Source organism: Bosea sp. (in: a-proteobacteria), from assembly GCF_023953965.1.
In the GTDB taxonomy this organism is placed as follows: domain Bacteria; phylum Pseudomonadota; class Alphaproteobacteria; order Rhizobiales; family Beijerinckiaceae; genus Allobosea.
On the sequence record NZ_JAMLIX010000002.1, the window covers coordinates 1,357,503 to 1,371,288 of the forward strand.

14 protein-coding genes are annotated in these 13,786 nt (G+C 68.6%); all 14 read right to left on the reverse strand.

Annotated features, from left to right (window positions below):
* Positions 1 to 45: 45 nt before the first annotated feature.
* Positions 46 to 450, reverse strand: coding sequence for a CBS domain-containing protein (locus M9917_RS21555; protein WP_297257058.1), 405 nt, complete (start codon positions 448 to 450; stop codon positions 46 to 48).
* Positions 447 to 605 (reverse strand): hypothetical protein, encoded by a 159-nt coding sequence (locus tag M9917_RS21560; RefSeq protein WP_297257059.1) that lies wholly within the window; start codon positions 603 to 605, stop codon positions 447 to 449. Before M9917_RS21560 ends, M9917_RS21555 begins: the two co-directional genes overlap by 4 nt.
* Positions 606 to 613: 8 nt before the next feature.
* Positions 614 to 1,570 (reverse strand): FAD:protein FMN transferase, encoded by a 957-nt coding sequence (locus tag M9917_RS21565; RefSeq protein WP_297257060.1) that lies wholly within the window; start codon positions 1,568 to 1,570, stop codon positions 614 to 616.
* Positions 1,571 to 1,572: 2 nt separating this feature from the next.
* Positions 1,573 to 2,793, reverse strand: a complete 1,221-nt coding sequence (gene nqrF / locus M9917_RS21570; protein ID WP_297257061.1) for an NADH:ubiquinone reductase (Na(+)-transporting) subunit F — start codon at positions 2,791 to 2,793, stop codon at positions 1,573 to 1,575.
* Positions 2,790 to 3,392 carry an NADH:ubiquinone reductase (Na(+)-transporting) subunit E gene (nqrE, locus tag M9917_RS21575; protein ID WP_297257062.1) on the reverse strand — a complete coding sequence of 201 codons (603 nt, stop codon included), beginning with the start codon at positions 3,390 to 3,392 and terminating at the stop codon, positions 2,790 to 2,792. Before nqrE ends, nqrF begins: the two co-directional genes overlap by 4 nt.
* Positions 3,389 to 4,048, reverse strand: a complete 660-nt coding sequence (locus M9917_RS21580; RefSeq protein WP_297257063.1) for an NADH:ubiquinone reductase (Na(+)-transporting) subunit D — start codon at positions 4,046 to 4,048, stop codon at positions 3,389 to 3,391. The genes nqrE and M9917_RS21580 overlap by 4 nt, the downstream gene beginning before the upstream one ends.
* Positions 4,045 to 4,854: an NADH:ubiquinone reductase (Na(+)-transporting) subunit C gene (gene nqrC, locus M9917_RS21585; RefSeq protein ID WP_297257064.1), complete on the reverse strand. Its 810-nt coding sequence runs from the start codon at positions 4,852 to 4,854 to the stop codon at positions 4,045 to 4,047. Before nqrC ends, M9917_RS21580 begins: the two co-directional genes overlap by 4 nt.
* Positions 4,847 to 5,653: an RnfABCDGE type electron transport complex subunit D gene (locus M9917_RS21590; RefSeq protein WP_297257065.1), complete on the reverse strand. Its 807-nt coding sequence runs from the start codon at positions 5,651 to 5,653 to the stop codon at positions 4,847 to 4,849. The genes nqrC and M9917_RS21590 overlap by 8 nt, the downstream gene beginning before the upstream one ends.
* The gene (locus tag M9917_RS21595) at positions 5,650 to 6,903 is read right to left on the reverse strand and encodes an NADH:ubiquinone reductase (Na(+)-transporting) subunit A (protein WP_297257066.1); all 1,254 of its coding nucleotides are present in this window, start codon (positions 6,901 to 6,903) and stop codon (positions 5,650 to 5,652) included. The genes M9917_RS21590 and M9917_RS21595 overlap by 4 nt, the downstream gene beginning before the upstream one ends.
* A 748-nt stretch (positions 6,904 to 7,651) precedes the next feature.
* A complete protein-coding gene (locus M9917_RS21600) occupies positions 7,652 to 8,509 on the reverse strand; it encodes a hypothetical protein (RefSeq protein ID WP_297257067.1) in 858 nt (285 codons plus the stop codon).
* A gap of 423 nt (positions 8,510 to 8,932) precedes the next feature.
* On the reverse strand, positions 8,933 to 10,078 hold the full coding sequence (locus tag M9917_RS21605) for an iron-containing alcohol dehydrogenase (protein WP_297257068.1): 1,146 nt from the start codon (positions 10,076 to 10,078) through the stop codon (positions 8,933 to 8,935).
* The gene (locus M9917_RS21610) at positions 10,078 to 11,460 is read right to left on the reverse strand and encodes an aldehyde dehydrogenase family protein (RefSeq protein WP_297257069.1); all 1,383 of its coding nucleotides are present in this window, start codon (positions 11,458 to 11,460) and stop codon (positions 10,078 to 10,080) included. Before M9917_RS21610 ends, M9917_RS21605 begins: the two co-directional genes overlap by 1 nt.
* Before the next feature lie 30 nt (positions 11,461 to 11,490).
* Entirely contained in the window at positions 11,491 to 12,873 is a 1,383-nt protein-coding gene (locus M9917_RS21615; protein WP_297257070.1) for a glutamine synthetase family protein, read from the reverse strand.
* Positions 12,874 to 12,964: 91 nt separating this feature from the next.
* Entirely contained in the window at positions 12,965 to 13,753 is a 789-nt protein-coding gene (gene hisN / locus M9917_RS21620; RefSeq protein ID WP_297257071.1) for a histidinol-phosphatase, read from the reverse strand.
* Positions 13,754 to 13,786 lie beyond the last annotated feature (33 nt).

Sequence of the window (13,786 nt, forward strand, 5' to 3'; positions counted from 1 at the left end):
TGTTTCCTTTCACGGGTTTGGTGGCGTGGCGGCGTGGGTTTGCCGTCACGTCCAGTAGGCGCTGAGCGCCTCGAGCACGTCCGTGCGGCTGATCTGGCCGACGAAGCGGCCATGGCGCAGGACGGGGAAGCGGCGGTAGGAGCTGCGGATCATGACCTCCGCGGCGGCGACGATATCGAGATCCGCATCGAGGGTCTGGGGGGCGCCCGTCATGTAGTCGGCGACCGTGCCGCCCCATTCCTTATAGTAGGAGGCGCTCAGCGCCGCCTTGAGGCAGTCGCGCTTGGAGAGCACGCCGGCGAGCACGCCGCTCTCGTCGAGCACGCAGGCGCCGGAGACGTGCCGCTGGAGCAGGATCGCAACCGCGCTGACGATCTCCAGATCGGGCGTCAGCGTCACCAGCTCCGTCTTCATGTGGTCGGCCACGGTGGCCGCGCGGTGTGGGGTCATGGCCGCCCCTCCCCGCCGTCGCAGCCGCCGCAGGCGCCGTTGCAGGCGATCCCGCCGCAGGAGCCCCTGGGCTCGCCGCGGCCGAGCAGCACGCCCACGCCGAGCGCCAGCATGGCGAGGAGGACGAGAAGCGTGGTGGCGATCAGCGTCTGCATGGCAACCTCTAGGCGATCCGCAGCGCATCGAAGCGCGGGTTGGAGCGGGCGGCGGCGCCGTCCGTCCGCAGCAGGAAGAACGCGCCGACGCCGAGCGCATCCGCGAGCTTGAGCCCGCGCTCCGGGCCGAGCACGACGAGCGCGGTCGCCAGCGCGTCCGCCATGGCGCCGGTCGGCGCCGCCACCGTGACGGAGGCGACCGCGTTGCGCACGGGCTCGCTCGTGCGGGGATCGATGATGTGGCTGTAGCGCCGCCCCGCGACCTCATAGGCGTTGATCGCGTCGCCCGATGTGGCGAAGGCCAGGCCCTCGCCGCTCACGCGCGCAAGGACGCCGCCCGCGACCGGGTCGGCGATGCCGATGCGCCAGCCGCGCCCGTCCGGCCCCGTGCCGCGCGCCAGAACCTCGCCGCCGATCTCGATCAGCACGTCGCCGACGCCGATCCCGGCCAGCCGCGCGCGGACGGCATCGAGCGCATGGCCCTTGGCGATACCGCACAGGTCGAGAGAGAGGCGGGCCTCGTCCTTGCGGATCGCCTCGCCCCGCACCGCCAGGCCCCGGTAGTCGCCGGCGCGCACGCCCGTGATCGGGCCGAAGCCGTAGCGCGCAACCACCGGGCCGATGCTCGGGTCGAATGCCCCGCCGCTGAGCCCGGCGATGCGCAGGGCCTCTGCCGTGACGCCGGCGAAGGCCGGGCTTACCTCCTGCCAGCCGGTTCCGGCGCTGCGGTTGAAGCGGGCAAGCTCGCTGTCGGGCCGGAACGGGCTCATCGCGGCGTCGATCGCTTCGAGCGCGGCCGCGGTCTCCCGTGCCGCCGCTTCCGCGCGTCCGCCGTCCGCCAGCACGACCCGCCAGGAACCGCCGAAGGCACGGCCGGACAGCACCGCGCCGGCTTGAGCCTCAGCCGGCAGGGCCAGCGCCAGAGCGCCGCAGCCGATGACGACATTGCGCCGGGTGATGCCCATCGTCAGATCCCGAAATCGTCGTTGAAGATGGAGTCGGGCTCGACCCCGCATTCGTCGAGCATCGCGTAGACCGCCTCGATCATCAGCGGCGGGCCGCACAGATAATACTCGCAGGCCTCCGGGGCCGGATGGTCCTTGAGATGGGCGGCGAAGACGACGTCGTGGACGAAGCCGGTCGCGCCCGTCCAGTCATCGCCCGCCGCCGGCTCGGAGAGAGCAGGCGTGAAGCTGAAGTTCGGGTAGCGGGCGGAAAGCGCCTCGAACTCGTCAAGGTAGAACAGCTCGGCCTTGCTGCGCGCGCCGTACCAGAAGCTGATCCGGCGGGTGCTGCCGCGCCGCTCCAGCTCGTCGAAGATGATCGCCCTGAGCGGCGCCATGCCGACGCCGCCACCGATGAAGACCATCTCGCGCTCGCTGTCCTGCGCGCCGAAATGCCCGTAGGGGCCGGCGATCTCGACGCTCTCGCCCGCCTTCAGCCCGAACAGCCAGGAGGAGACGATGCCCGGCGGGGCGCCCGGCACGGCCGGCGGCGGCGTTGCGAGGCGGATGTCGAGCACGATCAGCCCGGCATCCTGCGGGCGGCTCGCCACCGAATAGGCGCGCGAGACTGGCTCGCCGCTTTCCGCGCGCAGCCGGTCGAGGCCGAGCCTGCGCCACTGCGCGCGGTGCGCCTCGGCCATCTCAATCGCGGCGAAGTCGAGCGCATAGGGCGGCGCGTTGACCTGGACGAAGCTGCCGGCGCGCACCGCGAAATCTTCGCCTTCCGGCAGCGCCAGCACGATCTCCTTGATCAGCGGTGTCAGGCTGCGCGTCGAGGCGACCCGGCAGCGCAGCGTGCGGGTCGACAGCACCTCGTCGGGCACGGTGACGCCGATGTCGGCGCGCACCATGACCTGGCAGGCGAGGCGCACGCCAGCGCGCAGCTCGGCGGGGGTGAGGCGCGCCTTCTCCGTCGGCAGCGCCGCGCCCGAACCGGTCACGCCGCTGACGCGGCAGAGCCCGCAGGTGCCGGCTCCGGCGCAGCCAGAGGGCACGCCGATGCCGTTGCCGTTCAGGATCTCGAGCAGCCTGTGGTTGGCGACCGCCGCGAGCCGCCGCTCGCCGTTGACGGTCACCGTGACCGGCCGCGCCGGCAGCAGATAGCCGCGCAGCACGTGCAGCATGGCCGCGAGCGCGACCATCAGCGCCGACAGGAACAGGATGGCGAGCAGGATCTCGATCATGGCAGGCGCAACCCCGCGAAGGCCGAGAACGCCATGGACATGAGCCCGGTGACGATGAAGGCGATGCCGAGCCCTTCCAGCCCCCTGGGGATGTCGGCATAGCGCATCCGCTCGCGGATTGCGGCCAGCGTGACGATGGCGAGCGCCCAGCCGATGCCGGTGCCGACCCCGTAGACGGCGCTCTCGGCCAGCCCGTAGCGGCGCTCGACCATGAACAGGCTGCCGCCGATGATTGCGCAGTTGATGGCGAGCAGCGGCAGGTAGATGCCGAGCGCCCGGTAGAGGCCGGGCGCGAAACGGTCGAGCAGCATCTCGGCGATCTGCACCAGCGCCGCGACGATGCCGATGAAGGTTAGCAGCCGCATGAAGCCGAGATCGACCTCCGGCAGCCCGAGCCATGCCAGCGCGCCCGCCCCCAGCAGCCAGGCGTGGAAGAGATGGTTGAGCGGCACGCTGATCGACTGGATCGCGATCAGCGCCACGCCGACGCCGAAGGCGGTCTCCACCCGCTTCGATACCGCCAGGAAGGTGCACATGCCGAGGAAGAAGGAGAGCGCCAGATTCTCCTCGAAGATCGAGCGCTGGAACAGGTCGATCATGGCTGCGCGCCCCGCTCGGCCTGCCGCGGCGCGAATTCGCGCGGCTCGACCTGGCCGCGCTTGACGCTGCGCACCGCCCAGACCAGCAGCCCCAGGATGATGAAGGCGGAGGGTGCCAGCAGCATCAGCCGCATCGGCGCGTACCAGCCGCCCTCGGCCGCCAGCGGCAGCACGGGCAGGCCGGCGAGCGTGCCGGCGCCGAACAATTCGCGGATCGCCGCCACCACCAGCAGGACGAGGCTGTAGCCGAGGCCGTTGCCGAGCCCGTCGAGCATGGCAGGCAGCGGCGGGTTGTGCATCGCATAGGCTTCGGTGCGGCCGAGCACGATGCAGTTCGTCGCGATCAGCGCGACGAAGACCGACAGGCGCTGGCTCATCGCATAAGCGAAGGCCTGCAGCAGCTGGTCGGCCACGATCACCAGCGAGGCGATGATGGTGATCTGGATGATGATCCGGATCGAGGATGGGATGTGGTTGCGGATCAGGCTGACGATGCCGGCGGCCACCGTCAGCACGACGACGAGCGCCAGGGAGAGCGCGAAGGCGGTGCCGACCGAGGTGGTGACGGCGAGCGCCGAACAGATGCCGAGGATATGGACCGTGACCGGGTTCCTGTCGACCAGCGGATCGGTCAGGGTGCGCAGCGAGACGTTCATCGGAATTCCCCCGCGCGCAGCCGTTCGAGGAAGCGGCCATAGCCGAGCGGGCCGAGCCAGAAATGGATCATGTCGGTGATCGCATAGCCGGTGACCGAGGCACCCGAGATGCCGTCGACCTCGTTGGGGCCATCGGCCGTGCCGGTGACCACCTCGATCGCCACCTTGCCGCCCTCGGTCAGCTTCTTGCCGGCCCATTGCGCCTGCCAGGCGGCATCCGCGATGCGCGCGCCCAGCCCCGGCGTCTCGCCATGGTCGTAGACGGTGAAGGCGGCGACCGTGTCGAGATCGCCCTCCAACGCCAGATAGGCCCGGATCGTCGACTGGTAGCCGCGCCCGCGCACCGGCAGCACGATAAGCGCGAGCTTGCCCTCCCGGCGCACCAGATGGACCCGCGCCAGGTTCTCGCGGCGGCCCAGGCCGACGACGTCCTGTGCGCGGGTGAGCTGGGTGCTGGTGCCGGCATCGGCGGCGATCGCCGCCTGGTCGAAGCCCGCCGCGTCGACGCCCTCGGCGCGCAAGCCGCTGGCCAAATCGACGATCGCGGTCTCGATCGCGTCCGCCCCGGCCCGGGCGAGGATTTCGCCGATGCCGGGGATGCCCGCAAGCATCGCGCTCATCTGCGCGCTGCGGGCGGCCGCGACATTCGCTTGGATGGCCGGGCGCAGCACGACCGCCGCGATCGAGACCGACAGCCCGCAGCCGAGCGCGACCAGGAGCGAAACGAGCAGCGTCTTGCTCCGGTCGCTGTTGGGGCGGGCGAGCACGGCCCGCAACCGGGCGAGGGGCGAGAGGCGCTCAGACATGGCGCCGCCTCCTGCGCAGACCATGCAGCGCGATCACGCAATGGTCGATCAGCGGTGCGAAAACCGAGGCGACGAGGATCGCGAACACCGTCGCGCCGAACGCCTCGCCCGAGAGCGCAAACAGCGCCGCCAGGCTACCGGCGAGCAGGCCATGGACGAAGCGCCCCGGATTGGTCGCGGCCGAGGCGACCGGATCGGCGGCGAGGAAGAGCAGCGCCGCCGCGACCGCGCCGTCGAGCGGAACGGCCTGGGCAGCGGCGCCGCTGAGGCCCCAGGCGACCGCAGCCATGCTCCCGCCCGCCGCCAGCAGCACCCGCCAGGACGCCTGTCCGCTCGCCAGCAGCAGGACGAGCGCCGGCACGAGCGTCCAGACCGGAATCTGCGGGCCGGCGCGGTAGCCTTCGCCGGTGAAGGAGAACATCAGGAAGGCGAGCGCCGCCACCGCGGGATGGACGAAATTGCGCCCCCGTCCGCCGAAGGCCAGCTCCGCCAGCACCACGCCGAAGCTGCCGGCGAACAGGAGCTGCCAATAGGGTGCGGAAGGCGGCGTCAGCAACGCGATCAGCAGCGCCGTGACCAGCCCTTCGGGCCCGAAGGGCTGCCCGCGCAGCTTGCGGAAGGCCAGCTGCCAGCCCAGCACCAGCAGGACGAGCAGCGCGACCCGGCCCGCGACGAGCCCGGCTTCGAGCCCGAACAGCACGACGAGCGGCGCCATCAACCCGAGCAGGGCCGGCACATTGCTACGCGCGACCTCACGCCGGCCGATCAGCCCGTAAAGCCGGTTGGCGAGCCCGCTCATGCCGCGTCCCTGAGTTCGTCAAGCGCGCGCCGCAGCAGCGCGCCGAAATCCGTGCGCCCGCCATCGACATGGCTCAGCAGCGCCATGTCCTCCTCGGCGAGGCCGAGCGCGCCCAGCTGGCGGGCCGTCTCGACATCGCCGACGCTGAGCGCCCGCAGCAGGGGGATGGGCAGGACGCCGGGCGGCGCCGCGCGCTCATGGGCGGCATTGGGGATGATCGCGGAACCGCCGACCGCCAGAAAGGTCCGCAGGCGTGCGAGCAACCCGCTCCCGGCCGCGGCGCCATGTGCCTGCCGTTCCACGGTGACCTGAAGGTGGCCGCGCGCCAGATAGGCGTCGGCGCGTCCGTCCAGCGGAGAGCCGGAGCGGATTCGCACCGCCCCTTCCACCAGCCCCTCGCCGCAGAGCGCGCGCAGCTCCGCCCCCGGCACGGTCTCGATCAGGCGCGGGGCGCTGAGCCCGTCGCCGGCCAGCGCGACGACCCGGCGCGCCCAGATCCGGCCGGTCTCGAGCAGGTGGCCGATGGCGATGACCTCCTGGTAGCCGATATGCCAGACGCAGGCGCCGCCGGCCTCCACCGGGTGGAGATAGTGGATATGCGTGCCGGCGAGCCCCGCCGGATGGGGCCCGGTAAAGCCGGCGGGGCGCACATCCGGTACCGCGGGCATCTCGACGCCGGCCCGATGGCACAGATGCACGGCTCCCGCGCCCAGATGCGTCAGGGCCTTAAGGCCGCGCGCGAACCAGGCGCGATGGCGTGCGATCACCACGGCGGGATCGGGCGCCAGCGGGCGGGTGTCGATCGCCGTCACGAAGATCGCATCGGGCGTGGCCTCCGGCTCCGGGACGTCGTCGAAGGGCCGGGTCCGGATCGCCTGCCAGGCGCCGCTTTCGATCAGCAGCGCGCGCAGCGTCGCGCTCTCGAGCGCGGCCGGAACGGCGAAGGCGCGCGCCTCGCCCTCATCCAGCGCGATCACGACCCGATCGAGCGATTGCCGGCCGCCCTTGCGGATTTCCGCGACAATGCCGGAGGCAGGCGCGACATGACGCGACCCCGGACGCCGCCTGTCGGTGAACAGCAGATCGCCGGCCGCGACCCTGTCGCCTTCGCTTACGGCGAAGCGCGGCCGCAGCCCGGGATAATCCTCGCCGACCAGCGCCAGATGGCGCGGCAGGGGATGCGGCACGACGGCCTGCACCGCCTGTCCGGCGAAAAACAGATCGATGCCGCGGCAGCGCGTCCTCGTCATCTTTCCCCCTGTATCCGCACAGGCTTCACGATGCAGAACGACCTGTCGGCGCGAAGGGAACGGGACCATCCGAAGTCGCGGTTTTTTCGGTCGGCATGAGGAAAGCCTTTCATGGCTCCGAGGCAGCTAAATGGCACCGGCTGTCCACCAAACATGCGCCAAGGCTCAAATCCCTGCATTGATGCACATCAATAATCAGAGACTAACGAGGTTTCCATGCGTAGAAACCGCAATTCAAATAAAAAATTTGTGTTCAAAGGTACGATTTCTTGGAGGTAGACGCAAGGTACATAGCAATTTACCTCTGCGCATCACCGACAAACTGTTCTTCTAGAATGTTTGTATGGAGAGATTTGTCCGCCGTCAGCACCTTTGAGGCCATTTATAAAGTTTCGGGAAAGGAGAGGTTCCGGACCGCCGCAGCCATTTAGGAGTGCCATGGATCGAGGTGGCGAACCACGCTCCGTTGCTGGCGACGGCGATGATCCTGATGATGGCCGCACTGGCCATTATCGCCTGGACAAGACGAGGACCCTAAATGTGGCAAGCACTACCGCTGGGGCGCTATGCCGGCTGGCTGGCGCTGACGATCGTGCGCCCGCCCGCGCCGGAGAGGGCGTCGAACACCCAGTTGGAATGGCTCGCCTCGATGACCGAAAGCACGGTGGCCAGCCATATCCGCTCGATCTACCGCAAGCTCGGCATCTCAAGCCGCGCGGAAGCCTCGTGGCACGCCGCTCCACGACATTTATGCGAAATACCGGCCCCAGACCATGAAGGCGCCGAGCGCCGCGAAGGCGAGGCCGAACGGCAACCCGGCCTTGGCACCCAGCTCCTGCGTCTCGACGATCTCCTTCGGATGCCTGGTCGAAACGATGAAGGGCGGACCGGACAGTCTGGCGAAGAAGGCCCTGAATTCCGGCGGCAGGTAGCGCGGCAGCCGGCGGCCGCCATCCGCGCGCGCCGGCCCCCGCGCCAGCCACTTCGCCGGGGCGTTGCGCTTGCGGGAGGCGCTTGCATCCTCGGCGAACTCCCCCAGCACGAAGATCGGCGCATCATGCCAGATATATTGCTCGACATAGCGGAAACGGGGGCCGAGCGTGCCCTGCACGTCATGCCTGATGCCGAACCCGGGCGTGCCTTCGGTGAGAAGCTCCGGTTCCTCGCCTGTGGGCGTTTCGCGGTCGCCGCGCCAGTCGCTCCAGGCGGACGGCATCAGCGTGGCGCCATAGGCGTCGACGCCGCATTCCGCCTCGCCATCGGAAATCCGCAGCGGCTTCTGCGACTGCTCGTTGCGCACCTGCGTCCAGAAATAGTCCATCTTGCCGTCGGGCTGCTTCTCACGTCGCGATTCCCAGACCTCGACCTGCCACCATGCGCAGGGTCTTCCGGTCAGCGGCGCTTTCAGCTTCGGCGCGGAAACGCGGCCCCAGACCAGATGCCGCCCCTCGGTCAGCGCGGACATCCCGGTCGGCGGCAGGTCGCGGATCGCCTGCGCGTTGCGCCGCGCCCACAGGGCCGCGACGATCATGACGCCGCCGAGCAGCGCCACCATCATCAGCGCGAACAGGAAGACGCCGAGCGGGACCTCGCGCAGGAAGGTCATGGTTCATGCTCCGGCATTGCAGGTGCCGGTCGTCGTCGCGGAAGGCGGATTAGCGATCATGCGATGGGGCTCCCCGGGTCGCTTGAAACAGCATCGGCGGCGAAGTTTAGGTCCACGTTCCGTAGCAGTATATCATCTGAACAGAGGATGGAGGACAGTGCACAACACGATCGCCTTCGATCGCGATCCCGTCGACCATCAATCCTGAGGGAACCAGGCTGGCTGGCCGAAACCGCTGCTTCATCATGCTGATTCCTTCTGGAAACCAGCGTCAGAACAGCCCCAACCTGCAGCGAAACTGAGTCAGAGCCAACATTGCAGGCGATCTCACAGCCACGGCCGATGCCGTTGGCGCGCTCGTTACCGCGCGGCCCAACTTCAGTTGATTGCCGCGCCCACAACGATCCGCTTCCTGCCGTGGCTTCAGATCGACTCGATCAGCAGCTTGCGCGCCGCCTCGACCGTCAGCTCGACCGGGTTCCCGGCGGTGGAGGGGTCGGCGACGGCCGCCTCGGCGAGCTCGTCGATCCGGTCGGTGCCGACGCCGAGCGCCGCGAGCTTGTCGGGGATGCCGAGCTCTTCGCGCAGGCCCAGCACGAAATCGTAGAAGCCGTCGAAGCCGCCGGCAATGCCGAGATAGGCCGCCGCCGCCGCGATCTTCTCCTCGATCGCCGGGCGGTTGAAGCGCAGCACCGGCGGCATGACGACCGCGTTCGTGGTGCCGTGATGGGTGTGGTAGACCGCCCCGACCGGATGGGAGAGCGAGTGGATCGCACCCAGCCCCTTCTGGAAGGCCACCGCCCCCATCGCGGCCGCGGCCATCATCTGCGTGCGCGCCTCGATGTCCCCGCCATCGGCATAGGCGCGCGGCAGATAGCTCTTGACCAGCCGCATGCCTTCAAGCGCGATGCCCTGGCTCATCGGATGGAAGAAGGGCGAGGAATAGGCTTCCAGGCAATGCGCGAAGGCGTCCATGCCGGTGCCGGCGGTAATCGCCTTCGGCATGCCGACGGTGAGCTCGGGATCGCAGATCGTCACCCCCGGCAGGAACTTCGGGTGGAAGATGATCTTCTTGGTCTGCGTCCGCGAGTTGGTGATGACCGAGGCGCGCCCGACCTCGGAGCCGGTTCCCGCCGTGGTCGGCACGGCGACGATCGGCGCGATGCCCTCGAGCGCGGCGCGCGTCCACCAGTCGCCGACATCCTCGAAATCCCAGACCGGCCGGGTCTGCCCGGCCATGAAGGCGACGCATTTGCCGAGGTCGAGCCCCGAGCCACCGCCGAAGGCGACGACGCCGTCATGCCCGCCCGCCTTGAAGGCCCGCACACCGGCATCGAGATTGCGCTCGTTCGGGTTGGGATCGACATCGGCGAAGATCGCCCGGCCGAGCCCGCCGGCTTCGAGGATGTCGAGCGCCTTGGCGGTGATCGCCATCCCCGCCAGCCCCCGGTCGGTGACGAGCAGCGGCCGCTTCATGCCGAGCGCCCTGCAGTGATCGGCCAGTTCGGCGATCCGCCCGGCGCCCAGCTTGACGGCGGTCGGATAGCTCCAATTCGCGGTGATCGGCATCAGCCTGCCTTCCTGAGATGGTAGGATTTCGGACGGGTGAGGGTGTGGAAGCCGATGACGGAGAGCGAGCCGCCGCGCCCGGTCTCCTTGACGCCGGTCCAGCACAGGGCCGGGTCGAGATAATCGGCACGGTTCATGAAGACGGTGCCGGTTTCGAGCGCCTCGCCCAGCCGGGCGGCGCGCCCGGCATCGCCGGTCCACAGCGAGACGGTGAGGCCGTATCTGGAATCGTTCATCAGCGCCAGCGCCTCGGCATCGCTGCGCACCTTCATGATGCCGACGGCGGGGCCGAAGGTCTCCTCGCGCATGAAGCTCATCGCATGGTCGACATCGACCAGGATCTGCGGCGCGAGATAGGCGCCGCCATCGTCCTGCGGGAAGAGCTTCGGATCGACCAGCGCCCGCGCCCCCTTCGCGACCGCCTCGGCGATCTGCTCGCGCACCACCTGCGCGAAGCGCTTATGCGCCATCGGCCCGAGCGAGGTCTGCGGATCGAGCGGGTTGCCGAGGCGGTAGTTCGAGACCCAGGCGACCGCTTTCTCGACGAAGGCGTCGTAGAGGCTCTCATGCACATAGATGCGCTCGATGCCGCAGCAGCACTGCCCCGAGTTGAAGGTCGCGCCGTCCATCAGCGTATCGACCGCCTTGTCGAGATCGGCATCCTCCATGACATAGCCCGGGTCCTTGCCGCCGAGCTCGAGCCCGATCCCGGTGAAGGTGCCGGCCGCGGCGCGCTCGATCGCCCGCCCGGCTTCGACCGAGCCGGTGAAGTTGACGAAGTCGAACTGCTTCTCGGCGATCAGGCGCGAGGCCGTCTCATGGTCGAGGAAGACGTTGGCGAACACCTCCTCCGGCACGCCCGCCTCGTGGAAGGCCCGCGCCAGCCGCTCGCCCGTCAGCAGCGTCTGGCTGGCCTGCTTGAGCACGACCGCGTTGCCGGCGATCAGCGCCGGCGCGACCGCATTGATCGCGGTCATATAAGGGTAGTTCCACGGCGCGATGACGAAGACGACGCCATGCGGCTCGCGCGCGATCCGCCGCTCGAAGGCGGCGCTGTCCTCGATGACGAGCGGCGCCAGCGCCGCAGCCGCGATCGAGGCCATGTAGTTCGAGCGCTCGTTGAAGCCCCTGAACTCGCCGCCATACTTCACCGGCCGGCCCATCTGCCAGGCGAGCTCGGCGACGACCTCATCGCCCATCTCGTTGAGCCGCGCGACGCCCTTCAAAACCAGCGCGATCCGCTCGTCGAGCGGGCGCCGCGCCCAGGCCGTCCGGGCTTTTCGCGCGCGGGCGACCACCGCCTTCGCCGCGTCGAGGCTCAAACCCGGCCGCTCGGCATAGACCGCGCCGTCCACCGGCGACACGCATCGGATCATCGTCATCGTCATCGTCCGTCTGGTTGAAGAGGGGGATCAGGCGCGCTCGAAGCCGCGCCTCACTTCCCAATCGGTGATCCGGCGGTCGTATTCCTCCTGCTCCCATGCGGCGGTGCGGACATAATGGTCGATCACCGCGTCGCCGAACGCCGCCCGCAGCATCGCCGAGCCGTCGAGCGCGGCGGTCGCGTCGCGCAGCGTCTTCGGGATCTCGCGGACGTCCCGGCCGCCATAGGCGTCGCCGACGAAGGCCTCCTCCAGCGCCATCTTCTTCTCGATGCCGTCGAGGCCGGCGGCGATCAGCGCCGCCATGGCGAGATAGGGGTTGAGGTCCGAGCCGCCGACCCGGCATTCGATGCGGATGGCCTTGCTGCCGGCGCCGCAGAGCCGGTAGCCGGCGGTGCGGTTGTCGGCGCTCCAGACCGCCTTGGTCGGCGCGAAGGTGCCGGCGACGAAGCGCTTGTAGGAGTTGATGTAGGGCGCGAGGAACAAGGTGATCTCGGAAGCATGCGCCAAAAGCCCCGCGACGTAGCTGCGCATCAGCGGCGACATGCCGTGCTCGGCCTGCGGGTCGAAAAAGCGCGGCTGCCTGCCGTCGGCGCTCCACAGCGACTGGTGGATATGCGAGGAGGAGCCGGCATGCCCGTTGCTCCACTTGGCGAGGAAGGTGATCGACTTGCCCTGCGCCCAGGCGATCTCCTTGCAGGCGTTCTTGATGATCGCGTGCCGGTCCGCCATCGTCAGCGCCTCGGCATAGCGCACATTGATCTCCTCCTGCCCGGCCGAAGCCTCGCCCTTGGAGTTCTCGACCGGGATGCCGGCGCCCTGCAAGCCGTTGCGGATCGCCCGCATCACCGCCTCTTCCTTGGTCGTCTGGAAGATGTGGTAGTCCTCGTTGTAGGAGCTGGCGGTCTTCAGGTCGCGATAGCCGCAGGCGGACGCGTCGGCATAGCTCTGGTCGAACAGGAAGAACTCCAGCTCGGTCGCCATACAGGCCTTGAGCCCCATCGCCTCGAGCCGCTTCACCTGCCGCTTCAGCACCGCGCGCGGCGAATGCGCGACCTCATGGCCGTGATGGTCGAGCACGTCGCAGAGCACGAGCGCCGTCCCTTCCAGCCAGGGCACCCGGCACAGCGTCGAGAGGTCCGGCCTCATCGTGTAGTCGCCATAGCCGGCCGCCCAGCTCGTCGCCGCATAGCCGGCAACGGTTTCCATCTCGATGTCCGTCGCCAGAAGATAGTTGCAGGCATGCGTCTCCGCATGCCCGCTTTCGAGGAAGAAGGCGGCGTGGAAGCGCTTGCCCATCAGGCGCCCCTGCATGTCGGTGAGGCAGGCCAGCACGGTGTCGATGCGGCCGGCGGCCACGTCATCTCTCAAGGCATCGAGCGTGTAGCTTCCAGGCGTGTGGCTCTGCGTCATCTCGGTCATCCGTCTGCACGATCTTCACAAAAGGGCGCGCCATCCTCCAGGACACCGCGGGCGGTTCAAATGGAATGATGGAGTTCCGGGTCTAATGATCGAGGATTTCCAACGCCCGGCTGTGGAGTTCCGGGGTCGCGGCAGCCAGGACCCGTCCGGTCGATTGGAGCGTCAGCGGCTTGCCATCCCAGTCGGTAATGACACCTCCCGCGCCGGTCACAACCGGTACCAGGGCCATGTAGTCATACGGCAAGAGCCCGCGTTCCAGGATTAGGTCGACATGTCCCGAGGCCAGGAGGCCATACATGTAGCAATCCCCACCGAAGCGTCTGAACTTCGTCTCCCGCGACAGCCGCTCAAATTGTTCCGCCTCCCGGCCGGTAAAGATATCCGGCGACGTCGTGTAGAAGCGCGCCTCGCGCATCGTCCGGCAGCTGCTGGTCGACGCGCTTTCGCCATTGAACAGTGTCGCACCCGGCAGCGCCGCCCATCTTTCATCGATCGCCGGAATATCGATCAATCCGCAAAGCGGCTCGCCGAGAAAAGCCAGCGCTATCAGGGTCCCGAACAGCGGAAAACCCGTGATGAAGCTCTTGGTGCCATCGATCGGGTCGATCACCCAGGTCAGATCGCCGCCGTCTTTCCGTCCGGCCTCCTCACCGATGATTCCGTGATGCGGAAATCGTGCGTCGATCAGCTCACGCAAGGTCCGCTCGATCGTCCGATCCGCCACGGTGACCGGGCTCTCGTCGAGCTTCGTATCGATGTCGAGCGTGGTTCGAAAATAGGACCGCGCCAACGGCCTCACCGCATCGGCCATCTCCGCGGCGAAGGAAAGATAATCCCTGGTCTTCGCAAGCAATTCGTCTGTCGCCGTCATAATGCAATGCCTTCAAGCATGGTCCATCGCGGC

Excerpts from the sequence above, each read along its gene's own strand:
- M9917_RS21555 (WP_297257058.1), bottom strand. The coding sequence starts at position 450 with ATGACCCCACACCGCGCGGCCACCGTGGCCGACCACATGAAGACGGAG.
- M9917_RS21560 (WP_297257059.1), bottom strand. The coding sequence starts at position 605 with ATGCAGACGCTGATCGCCACCACGCTTCTCGTCCTCCTCGCCATGCTG.
- M9917_RS21565 (WP_297257060.1), bottom strand. The coding sequence starts at position 1,570 with ATGGGCATCACCCGGCGCAATGTCGTCATCGGCTGCGGCGCTCTGGCG.
- nqrF (WP_297257061.1), bottom strand. The coding sequence starts at position 2,793 with ATGATCGAGATCCTGCTCGCCATCCTGTTCCTGTCGGCGCTGATGGTC.
- nqrE (WP_297257062.1), bottom strand. The coding sequence starts at position 3,392 with ATGATCGACCTGTTCCAGCGCTCGATCTTCGAGGAGAATCTGGCGCTC.
- M9917_RS21580 (WP_297257063.1), bottom strand. The coding sequence starts at position 4,048 with ATGAACGTCTCGCTGCGCACCCTGACCGATCCGCTGGTCGACAGGAAC.
- nqrC (WP_297257064.1), bottom strand. The coding sequence starts at position 4,854 with ATGTCTGAGCGCCTCTCGCCCCTCGCCCGGTTGCGGGCCGTGCTCGCC.
- M9917_RS21590 (WP_297257065.1), bottom strand. The coding sequence starts at position 5,653 with ATGAGCGGGCTCGCCAACCGGCTTTACGGGCTGATCGGCCGGCGTGAG.
- M9917_RS21595 (WP_297257066.1), bottom strand. The coding sequence starts at position 6,903 with ATGACGAGGACGCGCTGCCGCGGCATCGATCTGTTTTTCGCCGGACAG.
- M9917_RS21600 (WP_297257067.1), bottom strand. The coding sequence starts at position 8,509 with ATGACCTTCCTGCGCGAGGTCCCGCTCGGCGTCTTCCTGTTCGCGCTG.
- M9917_RS21605 (WP_297257068.1), bottom strand. The coding sequence starts at position 10,078 with ATGCCGATCACCGCGAATTGGAGCTATCCGACCGCCGTCAAGCTGGGC.
- M9917_RS21610 (WP_297257069.1), bottom strand. The coding sequence starts at position 11,460 with ATGACGATGATCCGATGCGTGTCGCCGGTGGACGGCGCGGTCTATGCC.
- M9917_RS21615 (WP_297257070.1), bottom strand. The coding sequence starts at position 12,873 with ATGACGCAGAGCCACACGCCTGGAAGCTACACGCTCGATGCCTTGAGA.
- hisN (WP_297257071.1), bottom strand. The coding sequence starts at position 13,753 with ATGACGGCGACAGACGAATTGCTTGCGAAGACCAGGGATTATCTTTCC.